The organism is Bradyrhizobium sp. SZCCT0231 (assembly GCF_018130245.1).
Taxonomy (GTDB): domain Bacteria; phylum Pseudomonadota; class Alphaproteobacteria; order Rhizobiales; family Xanthobacteraceae; genus Bradyrhizobium; species Bradyrhizobium japonicum_F.
Map to the genome: position 1 here is coordinate 62,933 of NZ_JAFCKP010000003.1, position 19,759 is coordinate 82,691.

Sequence of the window (19,759 nt, forward strand, 5' to 3'; positions counted from 1 at the left end):
TTTGCTCAGTTGATCAGCCGCTCCGCCACGGCCGGCAGGAACTGGTCGTCGAAGATGTCGCCCGCCGCCGGCCGTTTGTGGAATTTGAAATCCTGCGCGATCTGGTCGATCGAGCGCTCCAGGCGCGCCGGCTCGACACCGCCGAGGCCGTTGCGCTTGACCTCGTCGGTCAGGACGTTGTCGGCGAGGACGGTGCGCAGGCGCTCCAGCTCGAGGTTGCGGTCGCGGTCTTCGATGCGGCTCGCGGCCTCCTCCGCCGCACGCCCCGGCTCCCTGACGGTGGCGTTGATGCCGGCGATCAAAGCGCGGACGAAGCCCTTCACGGCGTCCGGCTTTGCTGTGGCGAAGGCCGGATTGACCACCACGGCAAAGCCATAGGCTTCGCAGCCATAGTCTGCATAGCGCAGCACGACGAGATCGGCTGCGGGCACGCCGCGGTCGCGTAGATTCACCGCCGAGATATAGCTGAAGCCGGCGACGGCATCGACCTGTCCCGCGGACAGGATCGGCTCGCGCACCGCCGCGCCGACCTTGTGGAATTTGACGCGCGATGCCTTGATGCCGTTCTGCTGCGCCAGCGCCGGCCACAGCCGCATCGATAGATCGCCGTCGGCAACGCCGACGGTCTTGCCGTCGAGATCGGGCAGGAGGTGGATGCCGCGGCTCCTGCGCGCGATGATCGCGTAAGGCGCGCGGTTGAACAGCATGAACACCGCCTTGACCGGCGCCGCGTCGTCCTTGTCACGAAAGCGGATCAGCTCGTTGATGTCGACGAGCGCAAGCTCGCTGTCGCCCTTGGCGACGCGTGCGAGCGCCTCCGGCGATCCGCTCGCACGGTTGAAGGACACGTTGAGACGCTCGGCGCCGAACCTGCCGTCTTTCGCCGCAAGGAAGAACGGCGCCATGCTCGCATCAATGGGACGGTCGAAGGTGAAGTGGATGGCAGTGGAGGGGGCGCCGCTCTCGGCCCCCGTGGCCTCGCGCGCAGTCAATGCGGCGAACGAGATCGCAAGGGCCAGCAGGCAGTGAAGGGCGATCGTCTTGAATCCCGACATCGATTGCGCCGGTTCCGCATTGTTATGGTTTCGTGACGCTTGCAGCGCCGGCCCGCGACGAGCGTGCGCGCGCCAACATGAACGGCGGATGAGCGGCGGTTGCGTCACGATTACGCAACCCCGTTCAGCTTGTGTTGGGGTTGGGGAACCCAACTTAGGTAATGCGGGTTTGAGAGGCATGAGCCTGTCCGCAGGCGTCCATTCCAGGTCCCAAAGGAGGGCCCAAGACATGTTCGAGCGATTCTCCAAGTTTGCGGGCCGAAAGGCCATGCTTGCCACCGCCGCGGTGCTGGCGGTGACCACAATTGCCCCGACCGCTTCATATGCGGGCGGCCGCCACTGGCATGGTGGCGGTGGCGCGGCCGCTGCTGCGGCTTTCGCTGCCATCGGTACCGGTCTTGCCATCGCCGCAACCCGTGACGCCTACGCCTATGACTATGGTCCGGGCTATGGCTATTACGGCGGTCCCGTCTATTACAGCGCCCCTGCCTATGGGCCCTATTATGGTCCAGGCCCGAACTTCCAGTATCAGCGCTATGGCGGCACCGCTCCGTCCGAGTACTGCGGCCAGGGTTACTACCAGAACTGCTACTAGCTCCGGCACCCGAAGGTTGACCATGACAGGCCGTCGCGCTTGCCGCGCCGGCCTGTTTTCTGCTTTTATTGTCGCGCGTTAACACGCCCGCCATTTGTTTAGAGTAGTTTTGAGTACCATGAGTGATTCGCTTGAGCGGCTATATCTGGCTGTGCTCGCGGCCAGGGATCTTGATCCGGCAACATCGCGCACGGCCCGGCTGTTTCAGCGTGGGCCCTCCAAAATGGCAAAGAAGCTGGCCGAAGAGGCCATCGAGGTCGTCATCGATGCGGTCAATGGCGATAGCGAGGCCGTGATCCGGGAAAGCGCCGACCTGCTCTACAATCTCACCGTGCTGTGGGCTTCGGCCGGAGTACGCCCCGAGGACGTCTGGCGGGAAATGACGCGGCGGGAGGACTTGCTCGGGATTGCCGAGAAGCTGCCGAAGTCGCCGATGAAGCTGCCCAAAGTCGCGTCACCGCGCATGGCCTCCCGGCGGCCAATTGTCGCGCTCGAAGGCCGCGCCGCGCGCAAGCGCCACTAGAAACGTCATAATTCGCCTCAATCTCGGCATGGACAAATCCGTCCCATGGTGCTTCATCGCGGCGCCATGCTGAAACGTATCTACGACTGGTGCATCGACGCCGCCCACAAGCCCTACGCGCTCTGGATCATGGGCATCGTGTCCTTCGCCGAAAGCTCCTTCTTTCCGGTCCCGCCGGATGTGATGCTGATCCCGATGTCCCTGGCGCGCCCGCAGCGCGCCTGGCTCTATGCAACCGTCTGTACCGTGACCTCGGTGCTCGGCGGGGTTCTCGGCTACGCCATCGGTGCGCTGCTCTATGACTCGCTGGGTCATTGGCTGATTCAGCTCTACGGGCTCGGCGATCAGGTCGACGGCTTCCGTGCCAAATACGCCGAATGGGGTGCGGTGATCATCCTGCTCAAGGGGCTGACGCCGATCCCGTACAAGCTCGTCACCATCACCTCGGGCTTTGCCGGCTACAATCTGCTCTTGTTCGTCCTGTTCTCGGTCGTTGCGCGCGGCGGACGCTTCTTCATCGTCGCGATCCTGCTCAACCGCTATGGCGACTGGATCCGCGTGAAGATCGAGAAGCATCTCGGTCTCGTGGTCGCGGTCGGTGCCGCGGCGCTGGTGCTCGGCTTCGTCATCGCCATCAAGCTGATCTAGCGCCAGCGGCTTTGCCGCCGGGCCGGCTTCGGCTACGGTTGCCGTCATGATGGTTCGATCCGGCAATCCGGCCGTGCGGCTCGGGACGCTGATATCAGCGCTGCTGCTTCTGCTCGGTGGCGGCGGGGCCGCATGGACGCAATCCGCCCCGCCGTCGCTCGGTCTCCAGGAGCAGAGGGCGCAGACCGCGCCGCCGTCGCCACCCGCTCCGTCGGCGCCGCCGGCGGGCGAGGAAAATCCCGGGCTGATCAACGAAATGGGCAAGCTGTTCGACAAGCTGCCCTCGATTCTGCCGCCGATCAAAAGCCCCGGCCAGACCATGAACGACCTGTCGCGGCTGGCCAAGCCCTCGACCATGGTGTCGGGCCGCGTGGTCTGCCCGGTCTCGTCGAACGGCGCGCCCGACTGCAAGCAGGCCGCCGACCAGCTCTGCCAGGGCAAGGGTTACAAGGAAGGCAAGAGCCTCAACGCCGACTCCGCCGAGAAATGCTCGGCCAAGGTTCTCATCCCGGGCAGGCAACGCAAACCGGACGACTGCCGCACCGATACTTTCGTGACCAGCGCGTTGTGCCAGAATTGACGTGATGGCCTAGCGCGCGAGCAACAAGGAGCGCCCATGAGCCGGACGGAGCAGGACTTCCTCGGACAGCGTGAGATCGCCGACGACATCTACTACGGCGTCCAGACCATCCGGGGTAAGGAGAACTTCCACATCACCGGCATTCCGATGAGCCAGGAGCCTTACTTCGTGAAGGCGCTTGGCTACGTCAAGAAGGCTGCTGCCATGGCCAATCGCGATCTCGGCGCGATCGACGCCAAGGTCGCGGATGCCATCATCATCGGCTGCGACCGCGTCATCGCCGGCAACATGATGGATCAGTTCGTCACCGACTTCATCCAGGGCGGCGCCGGCACCTCCACCAACATGAACGCCAACGAGGTTATCGCCAACCTCGCGCTGGAAGCGCTCGGCTTTGCCAAGGGCGACTACCAGCACGTCAGTCCCAACGATCACGTCAATTACGGCCAGTCGACCAACGACACCTATCCGACCGCCTTTCGGCTGGCGCTGATCCTGCGGCTCGAGAGCTACATGACGGCGCTGCGCCAGCTCCAGGAGGCCTTCTTCGCCAAAGGTCGCGAGTTCGACCGCGTGCTGAAGATGGGCCGCACGCATCTGCAGGATGCTGTGCCGATGTCGCTCGGCGCCGAGTTCCGCGGCTGGGGCACCACGATCGGCGAGGAGGTCGATCGCATCTCCGAGGCGCGGGCGCTGCTGCGCGAGATCAATCTCGGCGCCACCGCGATCGGCACCTCGGTGACCGCGGCCGTCGGCTATCCCAAGCTCGCCGTCCGGCACCTCAGCGCGCTGACCGGCGTCGAGTTCATTCTCGCCAGCGACCTCGTCGAGGCGACCTCGGACACCGGCGCCTATGTGCAATTGTCCGGCGTCCTGAAGCGCACCGCGAGCAAGCTGACGAAGATCTGCAACGACATCCGCCTGCTCGCCTCGGGTCCTCGCGCCGGCTTCAACGAGATCAACCTGCCGCAGCTGCAGCCGGGCTCCTCGATCATGCCCGGCAAGGTCAATCCGGTGATCCCGGAGGTGGTCAACCAGACCAGCTTCCTGGTCATCGGCCTCGACACCACTGTGACTCTGGCGGCCTCGGCGGGCCAGCTCCAGCTCAACGTGATGGAGCCGGTGATCACGTTCGCGCTGTTCTTCTCGATCCGCACCATGGAGCGCGCGGTCAATAGCCTGCGCGAGAATTGCGTCGTCGGCATCACCGCCAACGAGGAGCACACCCGCAACATGGTGCTGAACTCGCTCGGCATCATCACGGTGCTGAAGCCGCTGCTCGGCTACAAGCAATGCGCCGAGATCGCGCGCGAGGGCTACAAGAGCGGCAAGTCGCTGCACCAGATCGTCGTGGTCGAGCGGAAACTGCTGACGCAGGAGAATTGGGACGAGATGTTCTCGTTCGAGCGGCTGATCAATCCGGATTTGATCGGGTAGGGGCTGGTCTCTTCTCTCGTCATTCCGGGGCGACGCGCAGCGTCGAGCCCGGAATCCATCGGGCCTCAGCGCAAATAGCGAAATGGATTCCGGGCTCGCGCTTCGCGCGCCCCGGAATGACGGCAGAAGGAATTCCGCCGTTTGGAATTGCGGTAATGGCGCCAAAACGCAATACTTGACAGTGGAAAGATTGCCTTGTTGGTATGGCCTCCAACCTCAATTTGACCGCCAGAAGAGGATCGTCCGCAATGTCCATGCCTGCCTTGTTCAAGGGACGCCTGTCGATCCCCGTGATCGGCTCGCCGCTCTTCATCATCTCGGTGCCCGATCTCGTGATCGCGCAGTGCAAGGCGGGTGTGGTCGGCTCGTTTCCGGCGCTGAACGCGCGGCCGCCGGAGCTGCTCGACGAATGGCTGGCGCGGATCACCGAAGAGCTCGCAGCCTATGACCGCGCGCATCCCGACAAGCCGTCGGCGCCGTTCGCGGTCAACCAGATCGTGCACAAGTCGAACAACCGGCTCGATCACGACATGCAGCTGTGCGCCAAGTACAAGGTGCCGATGATCATTTCTTCGCTAGGGGCGCGCGAGGAGCTGAACCAGGCCGTGCACGGCTGGGGCGGCATCGTCTTCCACGACGTGATCAACCAGAAATTCGCGCACAAGGCGATCGAGAAGGGCGCCGACGGCCTGATCCTGGTCGCGGCCGGCGCCGGCGGCCATGCCGGCACCATCTCGCCGCTGGCTTTCGTCGCCGAAACGCGAAAGTGGTTCGACGGCCCGATCGCGCTGTCGGGCGCGATTGGCAATGGCAAGGCGATCCGCGCAGCGCGCATCTTGGGGGCCGACTTCGCGTATATCGGCTCGGCCTTCATCGCGACCAAGGAGGCCAATGCGGTCGAGAAGTACAAGGAAATGATCGCGGGCTCGAGCGCCGACGACATCGTTTATTCCAATCTCTTCACCGGCGTGCACGGCAACTATCTGAAGCCCTCCATCCTCGCCGCCGGCATGGATCCGGAGAATCTGCCGACGTCCGATCCCTCCAAGATGAATTTCGGCACCGACGCCTCCGGCGAGCGTGCCAAGCCGAAGGCCTGGAAGGAGATCTGGGGAAGCGGCCAGGGCATCGGCAGCATCGAGGGCATCGTGCCCGCCGCCGAGCTGATCGCGCGCCTCAAGAAGGAATACGACGAAGCGGTCGATCCGCCGTTGTAGTTCTCGTGTCCCGGACGCGGTGCAATGCGTAGCATTGCTCCGCAGGGCCGGGACCCATCGTCGCAACGCTTGGACCCCGGATCAGCAGCGCACCGCCATAGCGCGTCAAAGACGCGCGTAAACGCGCTAATGGCGCTGCGCAGCGTCCGGGGAACGTCAACTGAGACTGATTGAAACGATGTCCCCCATCTACCGCGTCGACGGCAACAGCGTGGTCACCAGTCCGGATGCGGCCGGTCCATGGGACCGGCGCATGCAGCACGGCTCGGCACCGGCTTCGCTGGTGACGTGGGCGGCCGAACGCATTCCGACGCCAGTCGCGATGGACATCGCGCGCGTCACGATCGATCTGATGCGCCCGGTTCCGGTCGCGCCGCTCACGATCGCGACCGAGGTCCTGCGCGAGGGCCGCAAGATCCAGCTCTGCGAGATCAAGCTGCTCGCCGATGGCGTTCAGGTGGTCGGCGCCACCGTGCTCAAGATCAGGCGCCAGGCGCTGAGCCTGCCCGACGACGTCGAGGAGCTGCCGGTCACGCTGCCGTCTCCGGAGGACTCGGTTGCGGAGGACGGTCATGCCGCCACCAGCCCGTTCGTGCGATCGGTCTCGATGCGCGCCGCGCGCGGCCGCTTCGGCCAGGCCGGTGCCGGCGCGATCTGGTTTCGCGTCGACCATCCCTTGATCGCAGGTGAAGCGGTCTCGCAGGCGATGCGCGCCGTGGTCGCTGCCGATTTCTCCAACGGCACCGCCTCGACGCTCGACTTCCGCGCCTGGACCTACATCAACGCAGACCTCACCGTGAGCTTTGCGCGCCAGCCGGTGGGCGACTGGATCCTGCTCGACGGCGACTCCTGGATCGGCCCCGACGGCGCGGGCCTTGCGATGTCACGGCTGGCGGACCGCCAAGGTTACTTCGGCCGCGCGGTGCAGAGCCTTGTGATCGAAAAACGGCGAGCATGATGGCAGGCGACATGGCCGTGCCGGGAGCCGATTGAACGGCAGACTTCCGCCGCCGCGGAAGGGATGCTTGCCATCCTACCAGTTCACAGACCGTAGAAGATCTTGATCTCCCACAGCACCACGATGATAGCCGTGATCAACGTAACCGCGGCGACTGCACTTTCCAGGGAAGCGACTCTCATGTCTTACTCCGCTTCCCAGCCCCGTCAGCGGTCTAGGTGATTCCCTGATTCGCGGGCAATCGGGTGGGCATCGCTGGCGCGCACTCCGTTGCGCGCTGTGGTGCCGGGGCCACAACTACACCGTAGAATCCCGGAGTATTTACCCCACCATCCAGTCCCGCCCGGTCCAGAAGCCCGCACGCAGTACCTTTGTCACAAGCCGGGAACGACGCTAGCACAGAGACTGCGGGAGGAAACGACAAAGCCCGCGAGAGGGAGGCATGCATGCCATCGGATCGACTGCACCGCTTCCGCGATCGTCTCGCTCTGCCGCTGATCGCGGCGCCGATGTTTCTGGTGTCGGGCGTCGAGCTCATGGTCGCGGCCTGCCGCAATGGGGTGATCGGCAGCTTTCCCACCGCGAACTGCCGTGGTGCGGAACAACTCGATGTATGGCTCACCGAGATCGAGACGCGGCTGCGGCTGCACGAAGACCAGACCGGCCGCATGGCAGCACCGCTCTGCCCGAACCTGATCGTGCACCGCTCCAACGCGCGGCTCGCGCAGGATCTCGCCGTGCTGCTGCGGCACAAGCCGGAGATCGTCATCACGTCCGTCGGCTCGCCTGCGCAGGTAGCGAAGCCGTTGCATGAGGCCGGTGCGCTGGTGCTGGCGGACGTCGCCTCGATCCGGCACGCCGAGCGTGCGGCGGAAGCAGGCGCGGACGGGCTGGTGCTGCTCACGGCGGGTGCGGGCGGGCAGACCGGCTGGCTCAACCCGTTCGCCTTCGTCCGTGCGGTGCGCGCATTCTACGACGGCATCATCGTGCTGGCGGGCGGCATCAGTGACGGCTGCGCGCTGCAGGCCGCGGAAGTGCTAGGCTGCGATCTCGGCTACATGGGCACGAGGTTCATTGCGACGCGGGAGAGCATGGCGGATGACCGCTACAAGCGGATGCTGGTCGAGAGCAGCGCCGACGACATCCTGCTCACCACCGCGTTCACGGGCCTCCAGACCAGCATGCTGAAGCCGTCGATCGTCGCTGCGGGTCTCGATCCAGACGACCTGCCGGCGCGCGGCGCGATCGACATCGCTGAGGACATCGACGTCGCCGCGCGCGAGAACCGGCCCAAGCGCTGGCGCGACATCTGGAGCGGCGGGCACTCGACGTCGGGCGTCACCGATGTGCTCGCGGTCGATGATCTCGTCGCACGGACGATCGCAGAATACCGCGAGGCAGGTGGGCGCGATCGCATCGGTCACAGTTAATCCCGCATACCTCCGGACCGGCCCACTTAACGGCAGATTAACCATCGCCCGCCAAGAATCCCTCTCAAGGCCGCCAATCAGGACCGAGAGGGACAGGCGATGGACTTCGATTTTCTCAACACCAAGACGGCGGCATCGCTGGACGAGATCCGCGTCCGCGTCGCCCATGCCCTGGCCCGCCACCCGCTGTGCCGCAACGTTCGTTTCGACATCCTCAGCGTCCCCCGGACCCGCCGCGGCGGCAACTGGACGGTGACGCTGCAATCGGTCGAGCCGCGTGCGGTCTGGGAGGCTTCGGAGATCGTGGCCGACATCCAGGACGCCTATGATCTGGCGGCAGCGGCCTGATTTCCTTGGGCTTTCCGGGCGATGTCGCCGCAGTCCGCGCGATTGCCGCCGCGATGGCACGGTTAAGCCTTAATTATCGCCCAGTTTCCGGGCAGTGATCACGTGGACTTGAAGTCGGACGCGGAGGGACGTTTGTCCAAAGCCATCACCATCGTCGCGCTGACCTGTTTCCTCGTCCTCGGCGCCGCCACCACCGCCATTCTCGGCCGCGACAGCGTGCCCAGCGTCAGCGCCGAGATGATCGCCCAGACGCCCCCGCCCAAGCCGCTCGCAACCAACCGCGCTGCCAAGGCCGACCGTCTGGTTCCGACGCTCGCGCTGGCCTCGGCCGCGATCGAGCCGGTCCAGGTGGCCGCCGACAAGCTTGCGCAGGCGCCTGTCCTGACCGAGCCGTTGCGCCAGGCCTTCGCCGCCGCCACGCCCTCCGATTTCCCCATGCCGAAAGCAAGCGCGCACGAGGCGACCGAGGTCCCAACCGTCGATGTTCCGGCCAAGCCGAAGGTCGTCGCCAAGCCGCAGCCGCAGAAGTCCTATTCGCTGCTGTCCGACGTGCAGATCGCGGGCATCAGGGATCGCCTGAAACTGTCGTCGTCGCAGGAATATTACTGGCCCTCGGTCGAGACCGCGCTGCGCAACGTCGCCCGCAAGATCCAGGCGAACAAGCTGTCGAATCCGAACGCGCCGCCCAGTGCGCAGATCGATCCGAATTGCGACGAGGTGCAGCAGTTGAAGTCGGCCGCGATGCCGCTGTTGTTCCAGCTCCGTGACGACCAGAAGGAAGAAGTGCGCAAGCTCGCTCGCCTCATCGGGCTCGAGAAGGTCGCGCAGCAGATCTGATACGCGGTTCCCCCTTTGAGGAGCCGCGGCCATCAGGAACATCTGGTAATTCCCACGCGTTGCCCGCTCCAAAAGAGGAGTGGATGAATGCGTGCCTCGACAGCCTATTTCGTCGGTGCCGGAACCATCATCGCGGCCATCGCCATTGGTCTCGGCGGCGGCATCGTTGCAGGCAACATCATGAATCCGGTCGCGCCCAAGCAGGGCCCGGACACCAGCAAGGCGGCGCAGCGCACGGAAGCTCCCACGCCGGCGACCACGAACGCGCCGTCCGAGCGCGTGAACTATCTCACCGGCTCGCAAGCCTTCGGCGCGATGATCGCTGCGCCCGCCCAGGCCGAAGCAAAGCCTGAAGCCGCAAAGCCTGACACGCAAACCACGCAGGCGAATGCCGGACCGCCGGCGCCGCAGCCCTCGCAAGCCGCTGCCGTCGAGCCGCCCAAGCCCGCCCCTACATCGTCGCCACAGGCCGCAAAACCCGCCGAGCAGCAGGCCTCGACCGAGCCGTCATCCTCGTCGAATAACGCCTATGCCAAGGCGAGGGATTCCGACGTGAAGCGCGCCGCGACCGAACGGCGCCGAGCCGAGCGTCGCGAGCGCTGGGCCGAGCGCCGGCACCATGAATTCCGCGAGCCGCACGGCATGCGCGACCGCACCGATTGGGATGACGTCGCGCGCAACATCCGCGAGGATTCCGATGCGCGCGATTACGCGGGCCGGCCGCGCGGCGGCTTCCCCCAGATCCGGTTGTTCGGACCTGACGACGATTAGCGTCTAGCCCAGGATCGCCGCCGCGGCGCATTCGGCAATCAGGATCGTCGGCGTCTGGATATTGCCTGAGATCATGATCGGTATCACCGAGGCGTCGGCGACATGCAGACCGTCGATGCCGCGCACCTGCAATCGCTTGGGATCGACGACGGCCAAATCGTCCGTGCCCATCCGGCAGGTCGAGGCGGCATGATAGAGCGTCGTGCAATGGCCGCGGATATAGTCGGCGATCTCGGCATCGCTGATCGCTTCGGCACTCGGCGTGACCTCGGTTTCGATCATCTCCTTGAGCGGTGATTGCGCGGCGATGCGACGGTTGACGCGTACGCCTTCGATCATGGTCGCGATGTCCATGCCGCTCGGGTCCGACGCGAAATAGCCGGGGTCGATCGCGGGATCTTCGATCGGATCGGACGAGCGTAGCGTGATCTCGCCGCGGCTCTTCGGCCGCTGCAAGGTCGCATGCAGGGTGATGCCCGGCTTGGACGACAGGAAGCGGACATAGTCGCGGTGCGGGCTGATCGCGCCATAGAGCTGGAGATCGGGCTCGACCTCGGGGCGGCTGCGCACATGGGCGCCGGCGGCGACCCAGGGCGAGGTGCGCGGACCGCTGCGGTGCGCCTGCCACTCTGCAAGGCTCGCCGCGAGACTTTCGTCGGTCCAGGCTCCGACGCCGATCCTCTCCTTCGTGTAGAAGGTGATCGGAATGTTGATGTGGTCCTGGAGATCCTTGCCGACGCCGGGCAGGTCATGCAGGACGTCGACGCCGACCGCCTTTAATTCGTCAGCCGGGCCGACGCCTGACAGCAGGAGTTGTTGTGCCGAGCCGATGGCGCCGGAGGCGAGCACGATCTCGCTGGTGGCGAAGGCGCTCTTCAGTTGCCCATTGTCGAGATAGGCGACGCCGATCGCGCGGCCGCGCTCGATGATGATGCGAGTGACGCGTGCGCCGGTCTTCATGACGAGATTGGGACGCGCCAGCGCCGGGCGCAGATAGGCCTTGCCGGTGCCGAAGCGTTCGCCGTCCCTGATGACGAACTGGAAGAAGCCGGCGCCTTCCTGGGTGGCGCCGTTGAAATCGGGGTTGTGCGAAAGCCCCGCGGCCTGGGCTGCCTCCAGCCATTTCAATTCGTTGGGATCGACGAAAGGCACGTCGGCGACGTGCAGCGGGCCGCTGGTGCCGTGGAAGGGATCGTCGGCGAAGCGGGCATTGTTCTCGAAGGCGATGAATTTCGGCAGCACGTCGCTCCAGGACCAGCCTGCGCAGCCCGCCCGCGCCCATCCGTCGTAATCCGACGGCAGGCCGCGGATATAGATCATCGCATTCATCGCGCCGGAGCCGCCGACCATCTTGCCGCGCGGCCAGAAGATGCGCCGTCCCCGGCAGCCTGCTTGCGGCTCGGTATGAAACCCCCAATCGACCGCCGTATTGAACATCGTCGGCCAGTCGGACGGAATGTCCGAGGCGGGCGGGGCAGCGCGACCGGCCTCCAGCACCAGAACCTTGCGATTTGGATCGGCCGACAACCGGTTGGCCAGCACACAGCCGGCCGAGCCGGCGCCCACGATGATCGTGTCGTACATTGACGAGCGCTCCGCGAACATTCACGTCGCGGAGTGCCTGCAAGATTCGTGCTTTGCGGATCGGCACACTGCAATTCCTCTCCCGATCCACAAGGGGAGGGTATGCCGTCAGTATCGCGCTTTACTTCATGCCCGCACGGCGCAAGCCTTGGAGGTAATGCGCACGATCCTCTTCCCGCAGCATCGGCAGCTCGCGCGTGATCCAGGCAAGCGAAACCTCTGGCTGGGCGCGGCGCAGGCCGTCCAGAGCGGACGCCGCGAGTGCCGGATCGCCGAGCATGCCGGCGGCGGCCGTCAGCACGCGGTGCGCGCCGACGAAATCTCCGCGCTGGCGCATCGATTCTCGTGCCATCTGCACGGCGCCTTCGTAGTCGTGGCCGACGAACCTTGCGTAGGCCGCAACCCCGCAATAGATCGCCGCGAGCGGGTCGCGCGGGCTCAGCCGCAGCGCGCGGCGGGCGGCGGCATCGCCATCCTGCCATCGTCCGGCATAGCACAGCGTCACGCCGTGGAAGGCGTGCGCCATCGCGAAATTCGGATTGAGCGTCAAGGCCAATTCGAATTCGGCCAGCGCGTCGTCGAAGCGGCGGCGGAACAGATAGGTGTAGGCAAGGCCGTGATGGGCCCAGGCATCCTCGCGATCGGCCTCCACGGCCGCGAGCGCCGCGCGTTCTGCGACCGGCACGGTCGCGGCCATGTCGGTCCAGCCCATATGAGCGCCGAAGATATGGCTGGTCGCGAGCAGGCCCAGCGCCTTGCCATAGGCGGGATCGACCGCGACGGCTTCTTCCAGCAGCTTTTGTGCGGCGGCAGTATCCTCGCGGGTGATGCGCCAGTAATGCGACAGCGCGCGCATCACGAGGTCCCATGCATCCAGGCTGCCCGGCGGCTTCTGCTGGGCCCGGAAGCTTTCGGCGGCATAGAGCTGCGGCTCGATGGCGGCGACGATCGCCTCGGTGATCTCGTCCTGCACGGCGAAGATATCGGCGAGCTCTCGGTCGTAGCGTTCGGCCCAGAGATGGCTGCCGGTCGAGACGTCGTTGAGCTGGGCCGAGATGCGCACCCGCTCGCCGCTTCGCCGCACGCTGCCTTCGACCACGTAGCGCACCCCGAGCTCCCGCGCGACCTCGTGGATGTGCACGGCGCGGCCCTTGTAGACGAAGGAGGAGTTGCGCGCGACGACGAAGAACCAGCGCAGCTTCGACAGTGCGGTGATGATGTCCTCGCTGATGCCGTCGGAGAAATAATCCTGCTCGGCCTCGCCGCTCATATTGGTGAAGGGCAGCACGGCGATCGCGGGCCGCTCGGACAGCGCGAAGGCTGCCTGAGGCTGGGCGATACGGACCGGCTCCGGCAGAACCGCGCCGTGTTGTGTCTGGACATCGCCGACGAAGCGAAAACCCTTGCGGGTGATGGTGCGGATCAGCGCCTGGCTCGCTCCATCGTCGCCGATCGCCTTGCGCGCCGCGTTGATCCGGCTGGTCAGGGTGGATTCGGAGACGCTGCGCCCGTGCCAGATCTTGTCGATCAGCTCGTCCTTGCTGACCACCCGGTCGCGGTTCTGCATGAGGTGGACGACGAGATCGAAAACCTGCGGCTCCACGGCAACGGGAACCTGCTCGCGGCTCAGCTCGCGCAGGTCGGTGTCGAGAAGGTGGTCCCGGAACAGAAACTGCACGTCGAAAACTCAGGCCTCATTGCGAAATCGGGGCAAACAAACAAAATGAAATTTGGGTCGAAAATCGTGTGTCTGCCGAAGGGGGCGCTTGGTTCATCGCAATCGCGTGATGGCAGCCATGCCGTTTTCGGGCGGGAATACAACCGCAGCTGGAATGTTGCGGTCGGGGGTCGCCGAGATCTGCCACCGCAATCAATCCGTCACCCTCTGAGGTGCGAGGCGTAGGTTGCGAAGCAGCGTACGCGGAGCCTCGAAGGATGAACGGCCACGATGCAGCCGGGCCGTCCATCCTTCGAGGCCTCCGCTTCGCTTCGGCACCTCCAGCGACAACCGCTTCGCGGTTGCGCGGGGATGACGGGCGATGGCGCGACGCTTGTCGGGCGGGACGAATGTATGGCGAAACTGCGAATGTCCATTGCCGAGCTGTGCGGCCTGCGTAAGCTAGCGCCACACAAAACGCCAGCCACGAAGAAACGCCCATGCCTGCTTTCCCCGCGTCCACCACCGTGCTCGACTCCATGCTGTTCCGCGATGCCTTCGGCACGCCTGAGATGCGCGAGGTGTTCTCCGACGTCGCGACGGTCGCGCGCTATGCCGAGGTCGAGGTGGCGCTGGCGAAGGCGGAGGCGAAGTGCGGCGTGATCCCACACGAGGCGGCCGCAGCGATCGCGGCGCTGACCGACGTTGCCGCACTGGATTTCGATCTGCTCAGGCAGGAGACCGACGTCGTCGGCTATCCGATCCTTCCTTTGGTGCATCAGATGGTGAAGCAGTGCGGCGAGGCCGGCCGCTACGTGCATTGGGGTGCCACCACGCAAGACATCATGGACACCGCCTTGGTGCTGCAACTGCGCGCCGCGCTCGAGATCATCGAACGCGACATCGCCGAGCTGCGCAAGATCCTGGCTGATCTGTCGAAGCGCCATCGCGACACGGCGATGGCGGGCCGAACCCATCTCCAGCAGGCGCTGCCGGTGACCTTCGGCTACAAGACCGCGATCTGGCTCGCGATGTTCGATCGCCACGCCGAGCGGCTGGCGCAGCTGAAGCCGCGCGTGCTGGTGGGCCAGTTCGCCGGCGCTGCCGGCACGCTGGCCTCGCTTGGCGACAAGGGATTCGAGGTGCAGGAGGCGCTCTGCGCCGAGCTGAAGCTCGGCGTTCCCGCCTCGACCTGGCACGTCGCGCGCGACGGCTTTGCGGAAGGTGTGAACTTCCTCGCCCTCGTCACCGGCTCGCTCGGCAAGATCGCGCTCGACATCATGATCATGGCCTCGACCGAGTTCGCCGAGGTCTACGAGCCCTTCGTCAAGGGGCGCGGGGCCTCCTCGACCATGCCGCAGAAGCGCAACCCGATTTCATCGGAACTGATGCTTGCGGCATCCAAGGCGGTGCGCCAGCATGCCGGCCTGATGCTCGACGCCATGGTGCAGGATTTCGAGCGTGCCACCGGTCCCTGGCACGCCGAATGGATGGCGATCCCCGAAAGCTTCGTGCTGACCGCCGGCGCGCTGCACCAGGCGAAGTTCGCGCTCGCGGGCCTCATCGTGGACGAGGCGAAGATGAACGACAATCTCGCCATCAGCCGCGGCCTGATTGTGGCCGAAGCGGTCATGATGGGGCTCGCGCCGCAGATCGGCCGGCAGGAGGCGCATGACGTCGTCTATGACGCCTGCCGCCACGCCAACGAGAAGGGAATGAGCCTTGCTGATGCGCTGTCCTTGGATTCACGGATATCGAGCCGCATCGACCGCGCCACAATCGAGGCGCTCACCTCACCGAAAAATTACCTCGGGCTTGCACCGGCCATGGTCGACCGGGTGCTGAAATCGGCAACGCGTTGAAAACCAAAATGGGTGAAACTGCGTATCTTTCGTGCATCGCAAGACGCTCGCACACTTGTGTCTTGCGATGCTAGACTTAGATTGAGCGAGAGACTTTCGGCAGAGGGCCCGGCATGACTGATCAACGCAATACTTCCACTCCCGTCGATCCCGCGAAGCTCGACCGGCTGGCCGAGGTGGCGGTGAAGGTGGGCCTGGGCTTGCGGCCGGGACAGGACCTGCTCTTGACCGCGCCCGCGATTGCACTGCCGCTGGTGCGGCGGATCGCCGTGCATGCCTACAAGGCCGGCGCGGGCCTCGTGACGCCGATCCTGTCGGACGAGGAGATGACGCTGGCGCGCTACCGCCACGGCCACGACAACAGTTTCGATCGTGCCGCCGGCTGGCTTTACGAGGGCATGGCCAAGGCGTTCTCGGACAACACCGCACGGCTCGCCATCGTCGGCGACAACCCGATGTTGCTGTCGGGCGAGGATCCATCGAAAGTGGCACGCGCCAGCAAGGCGAATTCGATGGCCTATCAGCCCGCGCTGGAGAAGATCGTCAATTTCGACACCAACTGGAACATCATCGCCTATCCGAGCCCGTCCTGGGCGAGGCTGGTGTTCCCTGACGATCCCGAGGACGTCGCGGTCGGCAAGCTCGCGGATGCGATCTTCGCCGCGTCCCGCGTCGATCGCGAGGACGCGATCGGCAATTGGGCGAGCCACAATGCGGTGCTGCGCGAGCGCACCAACTGGCTCAACGGCCAGCGCTTTCGCGCGCTGCAATACTCGGGTCCGGGCACCGACCTCACCATCGGCCTTGCCGACGGCCACGAATGGGAAGGCGGGGCCTCGCTGTCCAAGAACGGCATCAGCTGCAACGCCAATATTCCGACCGAAGAGGTCTTCACCACCCCGCATTGCCGCCGCGTCTACGGCCATGTCGTGAGCTCGAAGCCGCTGTCCTATCAGGGCACGCTGATCGACAACATCGCGGTGCGCTTCGAGGACGGCAAGATCGTCGACGCAAAGGCCTCGCGCGGCGCCGAGGTGCTGAACAAGGTGCTCGACACCGACGAGGGCGCTCGGCGCCTCGGCGAGGTGGCGCTGGTGCCGCATTCCTCGCCGATCTCGCAGAGCGGCCTGTTGTTCTACAACACGCTGTTCGACGAGAACGCAGCGTCTCACATTGCGCTCGGCCAGTGCTATTCGAAATGCTTCGTCAACGGCGCCCAGCTCACGCCGCAGCAGATCGCGGCGCAAGGCGGCAACCAGAGCCTGATCCATATCGACTGGATGATCGGCTCGGCCGAGACCGACATCGACGGCATTTTGGCCGACGGCAGCAAGGTGCCCGTGTTCCGCAAGGGCGAGTGGGCGAAGTAACGCGCTACTCGTCATGCCCGGGCTTGTCCCGGGCATCCACGTTCTTTGTGGCGCAAGGCGTGGATGGCCGGGACAAGCCCGGCCATGACGGCGCAAATACATAATTTCCAAGTGTTAGCGTCCAGCGCGCTCTCACGCCGCCGCGTTGCGCAGCATCGGGTTGTTGTCGATGCTGAAGCGGTTGAACAGCGTCGTGAACGGGCTGCCATCGGTGGCCCGCACGATGGCGTCGGAAGCAGCCACCGCCTCGTAGAGCGCGGCAACGGGATCATTCGTCTCCGGCAGGTCGAGCGCGCCGCGGATGTCTTCGCGAGCCTCATTGACCTCATCCTCGTCGTCGAGCGTCGCCTCCAGCGCATCCGCCGCGCGCCGCATTTCGGCAAGGTCGCCGCCCGCGGAGAATTTGAGGATGTCGCGCCAATAAGGGCGGGCGACGACGAGCTGGATGAATGCCTCGAGGCTCTCCGCGATGACGCCAGCGCGGCCCTCCGATGAGACGTAGAGCACATGCTGCGACGGCAGAAGCACGAACGCGCTGCCGGAGCCGTCACTGCCGATGTGCCGCGGGCTTTCGATGCCGTCGATGGTGAACCAGGGCTCCTCGTCCGGCGCGAAGGAGACGTCGAGGCTGCGGAGCAGGGCGACGACCTCGCTGTTGGCTGTCAGAACCTCGGGCGTGAGGGGCATCGGTGCGGCTCCTTCCCAATACTTTCGCGCACTTTGTCGCACCCCGGAAGAGATCGGTTCATGTGTGCGAATTCGCAGGGAAATCGTGACGTTAACCGTTTCGCAGCTGCAACTTGGGGCTGATTGTCGAGCTCTGCGTAAGAAAGAATTAAAAACCGGCTACTAGCGTCCCAACTTCTTTCGAAGCAATCCGGGCCGAGACCCGGCCATTCATATTATATCTTCTGGGGAAGCAGATGTCGCGCGCATTGATTGAAATCGGTAGTTGCAATGTGGATCTCGAGCTGCGGCCGATCGAGCCATCCTGGATCATAGAGGGCAATCCGGTATCGCGCTCCCGCGTCCTGTCGACCAGCGCCGACGGCACCGCGCAGACGATCATCTGGCACTGCACCGAGGGCCGCTTCAACTGGTACTACGACATCGACGAGACGATCATGATCATGGAAGGATCGATCGTGCTCGAAAGCGATGGGCTCGCGCCCAAGCGCTACGGCCCCGGCGACGTCATTTTCTTCCGCGACGGCGCGCATGCCAAATGGCATGTCGAAGGCCACGTCAAGAAGATCGCCTTCTGCCGCAAGACCAATCCGGTGATGATCGGATTCCTGATCCGCGTCGTCAACAAGCTGAAGAAGATGTTCGCCTTGACCGGCGAGCGCCGTCCGGCCTCGCTGATGGGCGCCGGCTAAAGCGGACAATAAGGTTTCAAGGACGCTTCCCAGCGGCCACGACGAAGAGGGGTCGGGATCAACATCCCGGCCCCTCTTCTCGTTTCGATATCATGGCCTGACGATGTTCATGGCTTGCGCCGTCGCGCTCTGACCTCCACCATCAGCTGCCAATCCCGCGCTGCTGCGGACTTGGCTTCGCCAAGCCAGTGGAAAGAGTCATTGCCGATCCCGGTAAAGCTCCAACGCGTCAACTCGCCGGATTCGGTCGTGCCTTCCTGCACGATGTCGTTTCCACGCGGACGCCCGATCTGCTGCCGGAACACGCGGCGGCCCGGATCGAACCAGGAAATCCGCCACGCATCCATGGCCGGATCGTAGACGCGCAGCGTCGTGCCATACCAATTGCCGGCGATCGGAAAGGCCGCGCTGCCCGCCGGCCGGGGAATGATCCAGACGTCCTGCACCGCACGGCCTTCCAGCACCCAGCCGAAATGGATTTCGCCAACCGCCGTGTGCCTGGCGCCATCAGGCGCATGTGCCGTGATCTCGGCGTCCCAGTCGCCGACGAAGCGGCCGTAAAGCTGAAGCGCCTCCGCATGCTCTGGGTTTGGTCCGTCCGCGTGCAATAATCGCGCAAAATCTGTCATGTCGATCTCCTGTCGCGGGGAGATCAGCACCAAAGGCCGACAGCCGGCTTGGAGAAAATTGCGCCTCAGACCCCGTCGAGGATGATGACCGTCGGCTTCGTCGGCAGCGTATCCCGCGACATCCGGAACGAGCGCTCGAAGCGACGGTCGATCTCGAACTGCTGGCCGATCCGGCGCATGAAGTCGTCGAGCGGGGTGGCGAAGCGGTGCATCGGCAGCACCACCGAGGCGCGCAGCCGCTTGGTGATCTCGGAAATGCCGTCCAGTGACATGGTATAGGTGCCGTCGATCGGCACCATCACGATGTCGAGCCGCCCGATCTGGGCAAAATGGCTGTCGTCCAGCTTGTGGTGAAGGTGGCCGAGATGGCCGATGCAGAGGCCGGCCGCCTCGAAGATGAAGATGGAATTGCCGTCGCGGATCATGTCGCTGCCGGCATCGTCGCCGTAATAGCGGCGGATGTCGGTCGTGACGTTGCGGATGAAGGTGTCGCTGATACGCTGCGACACGATCGCCGGCTTGCCGTCGTCGGCCCAGCCATGCAGCACATGGGGAATTCGTTTGTCGGGGTATAAAGAATAGTGCGTGCTGTGCGCCCGGTTCATGGTGACGACATCGGGCAGCCGACCCACCTGGTATGCGCCGCTATAGTCGGTCGCGATGCGCAAGCCGGCGGGCGTGTCGATGAAATAGGTGGAGTGGCCGGCATAGGTGATCTCGACCTCGGCCGCAGCTGCCGCCTGCCTGAAGACGACCGGTATGACCCGCGGCGCCGCATTGGCCATCGCCAGGCATTCGCTGCGCTGTGGCTGCTGGGCGAGGGCAGGGGTCAGCAGCCAGCCGAGGAACGCCAAAGCCGCCAGCCATAGTCGAGACATG

At 64.9% G+C, this 19,759-nt stretch carries 20 protein-coding genes; 14 read left to right on the forward strand and 6 right to left on the reverse strand.

What is annotated here, in order from left to right; all coding sequences use genetic code 11:
• Positions 1–5: 5 nt before the first annotated feature.
• Entirely contained in the window at positions 6–1,055 is a 1,050-nt protein-coding gene (locus JQ566_RS10695; RefSeq protein WP_212372205.1) for an ABC transporter substrate-binding protein, read from the reverse strand.
• A 229-nt stretch (positions 1,056–1,284) separates the two neighbouring features.
• Between JQ566_RS10695 and JQ566_RS10700 the strand changes: the two genes are divergently transcribed.
• The 11 genes from JQ566_RS10700 (at position 1,285) to JQ566_RS10750 (ending at position 10,399) form a co-directional block, all read left to right on the forward strand.
• A complete protein-coding gene (locus JQ566_RS10700) occupies positions 1,285–1,650 on the forward strand; it encodes a hypothetical protein (RefSeq protein ID WP_212372206.1) in 366 nt (121 codons plus the stop codon).
• Between the two features lie 118 nt (positions 1,651–1,768).
• Positions 1,769–2,173, forward strand: coding sequence for a phosphoribosyl-ATP diphosphatase (gene hisE / locus JQ566_RS10705; protein ID WP_212372207.1), 405 nt, complete (start codon positions 1,769–1,771; stop codon positions 2,171–2,173).
• A 45-nt stretch (positions 2,174–2,218) separates the two neighbouring features.
• Positions 2,219–2,821, forward strand: a complete 603-nt coding sequence (locus JQ566_RS10710; RefSeq protein ID WP_212372208.1) for a YqaA family protein — start codon at positions 2,219–2,221, stop codon at positions 2,819–2,821.
• Between the two features lie 46 nt (positions 2,822–2,867).
• Positions 2,868–3,401, forward strand: a complete 534-nt coding sequence (locus JQ566_RS10715) for a hypothetical protein (protein ID WP_212372209.1) — start codon at positions 2,868–2,870, stop codon at positions 3,399–3,401.
• A 36-nt stretch (positions 3,402–3,437) separates the two neighbouring features.
• Positions 3,438–4,838 carry an aspartate ammonia-lyase gene (locus tag JQ566_RS10720; RefSeq protein ID WP_212372210.1) on the forward strand — a complete coding sequence of 467 codons (1,401 nt, stop codon included), beginning with the start codon at positions 3,438–3,440 and terminating at the stop codon, positions 4,836–4,838.
• A gap of 248 nt (positions 4,839–5,086) precedes the next feature.
• Positions 5,087–6,055, forward strand: a complete 969-nt coding sequence (locus JQ566_RS10725; protein WP_212372211.1) for an NAD(P)H-dependent flavin oxidoreductase — start codon at positions 5,087–5,089, stop codon at positions 6,053–6,055.
• A 178-nt stretch (positions 6,056–6,233) separates the two neighbouring features.
• Positions 6,234–7,013, forward strand: a complete 780-nt coding sequence (locus JQ566_RS10730) for a thioesterase family protein (protein ID WP_212372212.1) — start codon at positions 6,234–6,236, stop codon at positions 7,011–7,013.
• 446 nt (positions 7,014–7,459) lie between these two features.
• Positions 7,460–8,443: an NAD(P)H-dependent flavin oxidoreductase gene (locus tag JQ566_RS10735; RefSeq protein WP_212372213.1), complete on the forward strand. Its 984-nt coding sequence runs from the start codon at positions 7,460–7,462 to the stop codon at positions 8,441–8,443.
• A gap of 99 nt (positions 8,444–8,542) precedes the next feature.
• Entirely contained in the window at positions 8,543–8,791 is a 249-nt protein-coding gene (locus JQ566_RS10740; RefSeq protein ID WP_212372214.1) for a hypothetical protein, read from the forward strand.
• A gap of 132 nt (positions 8,792–8,923) precedes the next feature.
• Positions 8,924–9,628, forward strand: a complete 705-nt coding sequence (locus tag JQ566_RS10745) for a hypothetical protein (protein WP_212372215.1) — start codon at positions 8,924–8,926, stop codon at positions 9,626–9,628.
• An 87-nt stretch (positions 9,629–9,715) separates the two neighbouring features.
• Positions 9,716–10,399 (forward strand): hypothetical protein, encoded by a 684-nt coding sequence (locus JQ566_RS10750; RefSeq protein ID WP_212372216.1) that lies wholly within the window; start codon positions 9,716–9,718, stop codon positions 10,397–10,399.
• 3 nt (positions 10,400–10,402) lie between these two features.
• Here the strand turns inward: JQ566_RS10750 and JQ566_RS10755 are convergent, their stop codons facing one another.
• Positions 10,403–11,983, reverse strand: a complete 1,581-nt coding sequence (locus JQ566_RS10755; protein WP_212372217.1) for a GMC family oxidoreductase — start codon at positions 11,981–11,983, stop codon at positions 10,403–10,405.
• 121 nt (positions 11,984–12,104) lie between these two features.
• Positions 12,105–13,661, reverse strand: a complete 1,557-nt coding sequence (locus JQ566_RS10760) for a winged helix-turn-helix domain-containing tetratricopeptide repeat protein (protein WP_212372218.1) — start codon at positions 13,659–13,661, stop codon at positions 12,105–12,107.
• Between the two features lie 479 nt (positions 13,662–14,140).
• On the opposite strand from JQ566_RS10760, the gene pcaB reads away from it, so the two are divergent.
• Positions 14,141–15,502 carry a 3-carboxy-cis,cis-muconate cycloisomerase gene (pcaB, locus tag JQ566_RS10765; RefSeq protein WP_212372219.1) on the forward strand — a complete coding sequence of 454 codons (1,362 nt, stop codon included), beginning with the start codon at positions 14,141–14,143 and terminating at the stop codon, positions 15,500–15,502.
• Positions 15,503–15,615: 113 nt separating this feature from the next.
• Positions 15,616–16,872 (forward strand): aminopeptidase, encoded by a 1,257-nt coding sequence (locus tag JQ566_RS10770; protein ID WP_212372220.1) that lies wholly within the window; start codon positions 15,616–15,618, stop codon positions 16,870–16,872.
• A 132-nt stretch (positions 16,873–17,004) separates the two neighbouring features.
• On the opposite strand, the gene JQ566_RS10775 is transcribed toward JQ566_RS10770, so the two are convergent.
• On the reverse strand, positions 17,005–17,559 hold the full coding sequence (locus JQ566_RS10775) for a hypothetical protein (RefSeq protein WP_212372221.1): 555 nt from the start codon (positions 17,557–17,559) through the stop codon (positions 17,005–17,007).
• A gap of 236 nt (positions 17,560–17,795) precedes the next feature.
• Between JQ566_RS10775 and JQ566_RS10780 the strand changes: the two genes are divergently transcribed.
• Positions 17,796–18,251 carry a cupin domain-containing protein gene (locus JQ566_RS10780; protein WP_212372222.1) on the forward strand — a complete coding sequence of 152 codons (456 nt, stop codon included), beginning with the start codon at positions 17,796–17,798 and terminating at the stop codon, positions 18,249–18,251.
• Positions 18,252–18,358: 107 nt separating this feature from the next.
• Here JQ566_RS10780 and JQ566_RS10785 read toward each other — a convergent pair whose 3' ends face one another.
• Positions 18,359–18,880 (reverse strand): hypothetical protein, encoded by a 522-nt coding sequence (locus tag JQ566_RS10785; protein ID WP_212372629.1) that lies wholly within the window; start codon positions 18,878–18,880, stop codon positions 18,359–18,361.
• Between the two features lie 65 nt (positions 18,881–18,945).
• Positions 18,946–19,758: an MBL fold metallo-hydrolase gene (locus JQ566_RS10790; RefSeq protein ID WP_212372223.1), complete on the reverse strand. Its 813-nt coding sequence runs from the start codon at positions 19,756–19,758 to the stop codon at positions 18,946–18,948.
• Between the last annotated feature and the right edge of the window lies 1 nt (position 19,759).

Coding starts and splice junctions, on each gene's coding strand:
- JQ566_RS10740 (WP_212372214.1), top strand. CDS start 8,543: ATGGACTTCGATTTTCTCAACACCAAGACGGCGGCATCGCTGGACGAG.
- JQ566_RS10710 (WP_212372208.1), top strand. CDS start 2,219: ATGGTGCTTCATCGCGGCGCCATGCTGAAACGTATCTACGACTGGTGC.
- JQ566_RS10790 (WP_212372223.1), bottom strand. CDS start 19,758: ATGTCTCGACTATGGCTGGCGGCTTTGGCGTTCCTCGGCTGGCTGCTG.
- JQ566_RS10700 (WP_212372206.1), top strand. CDS start 1,285: ATGTTCGAGCGATTCTCCAAGTTTGCGGGCCGAAAGGCCATGCTTGCC.
- JQ566_RS10770 (WP_212372220.1), top strand. CDS start 15,616: ATGACTGATCAACGCAATACTTCCACTCCCGTCGATCCCGCGAAGCTC.
- JQ566_RS10715 (WP_212372209.1), top strand. CDS start 2,868: ATGATGGTTCGATCCGGCAATCCGGCCGTGCGGCTCGGGACGCTGATA.
- JQ566_RS10725 (WP_212372211.1), top strand. CDS start 5,087: ATGTCCATGCCTGCCTTGTTCAAGGGACGCCTGTCGATCCCCGTGATC.
- JQ566_RS10750 (WP_212372216.1), top strand. CDS start 9,716: ATGCGTGCCTCGACAGCCTATTTCGTCGGTGCCGGAACCATCATCGCG.
- JQ566_RS10730 (WP_212372212.1), top strand. CDS start 6,234: ATGTCCCCCATCTACCGCGTCGACGGCAACAGCGTGGTCACCAGTCCG.
- JQ566_RS10775 (WP_212372221.1), bottom strand. CDS start 17,559: ATGCCCCTCACGCCCGAGGTTCTGACAGCCAACAGCGAGGTCGTCGCC.
- JQ566_RS10695 (WP_212372205.1), bottom strand. CDS start 1,055: ATGTCGGGATTCAAGACGATCGCCCTTCACTGCCTGCTGGCCCTTGCG.
- pcaB (WP_212372219.1), top strand. CDS start 14,141: ATGCCTGCTTTCCCCGCGTCCACCACCGTGCTCGACTCCATGCTGTTC.
- hisE (WP_212372207.1), top strand. CDS start 1,769: ATGAGTGATTCGCTTGAGCGGCTATATCTGGCTGTGCTCGCGGCCAGG.
- JQ566_RS10755 (WP_212372217.1), bottom strand. CDS start 11,983: ATGTACGACACGATCATCGTGGGCGCCGGCTCGGCCGGCTGTGTGCTG.
- JQ566_RS10785 (WP_212372629.1), bottom strand. CDS start 18,880: ATGACAGATTTTGCGCGATTATTGCACGCGGACGGACCAAACCCAGAG.
- JQ566_RS10720 (WP_212372210.1), top strand. CDS start 3,438: ATGAGCCGGACGGAGCAGGACTTCCTCGGACAGCGTGAGATCGCCGAC.
- JQ566_RS10735 (WP_212372213.1), top strand. CDS start 7,460: ATGCCATCGGATCGACTGCACCGCTTCCGCGATCGTCTCGCTCTGCCG.
- JQ566_RS10780 (WP_212372222.1), top strand. CDS start 17,796: ATGTCGCGCGCATTGATTGAAATCGGTAGTTGCAATGTGGATCTCGAG.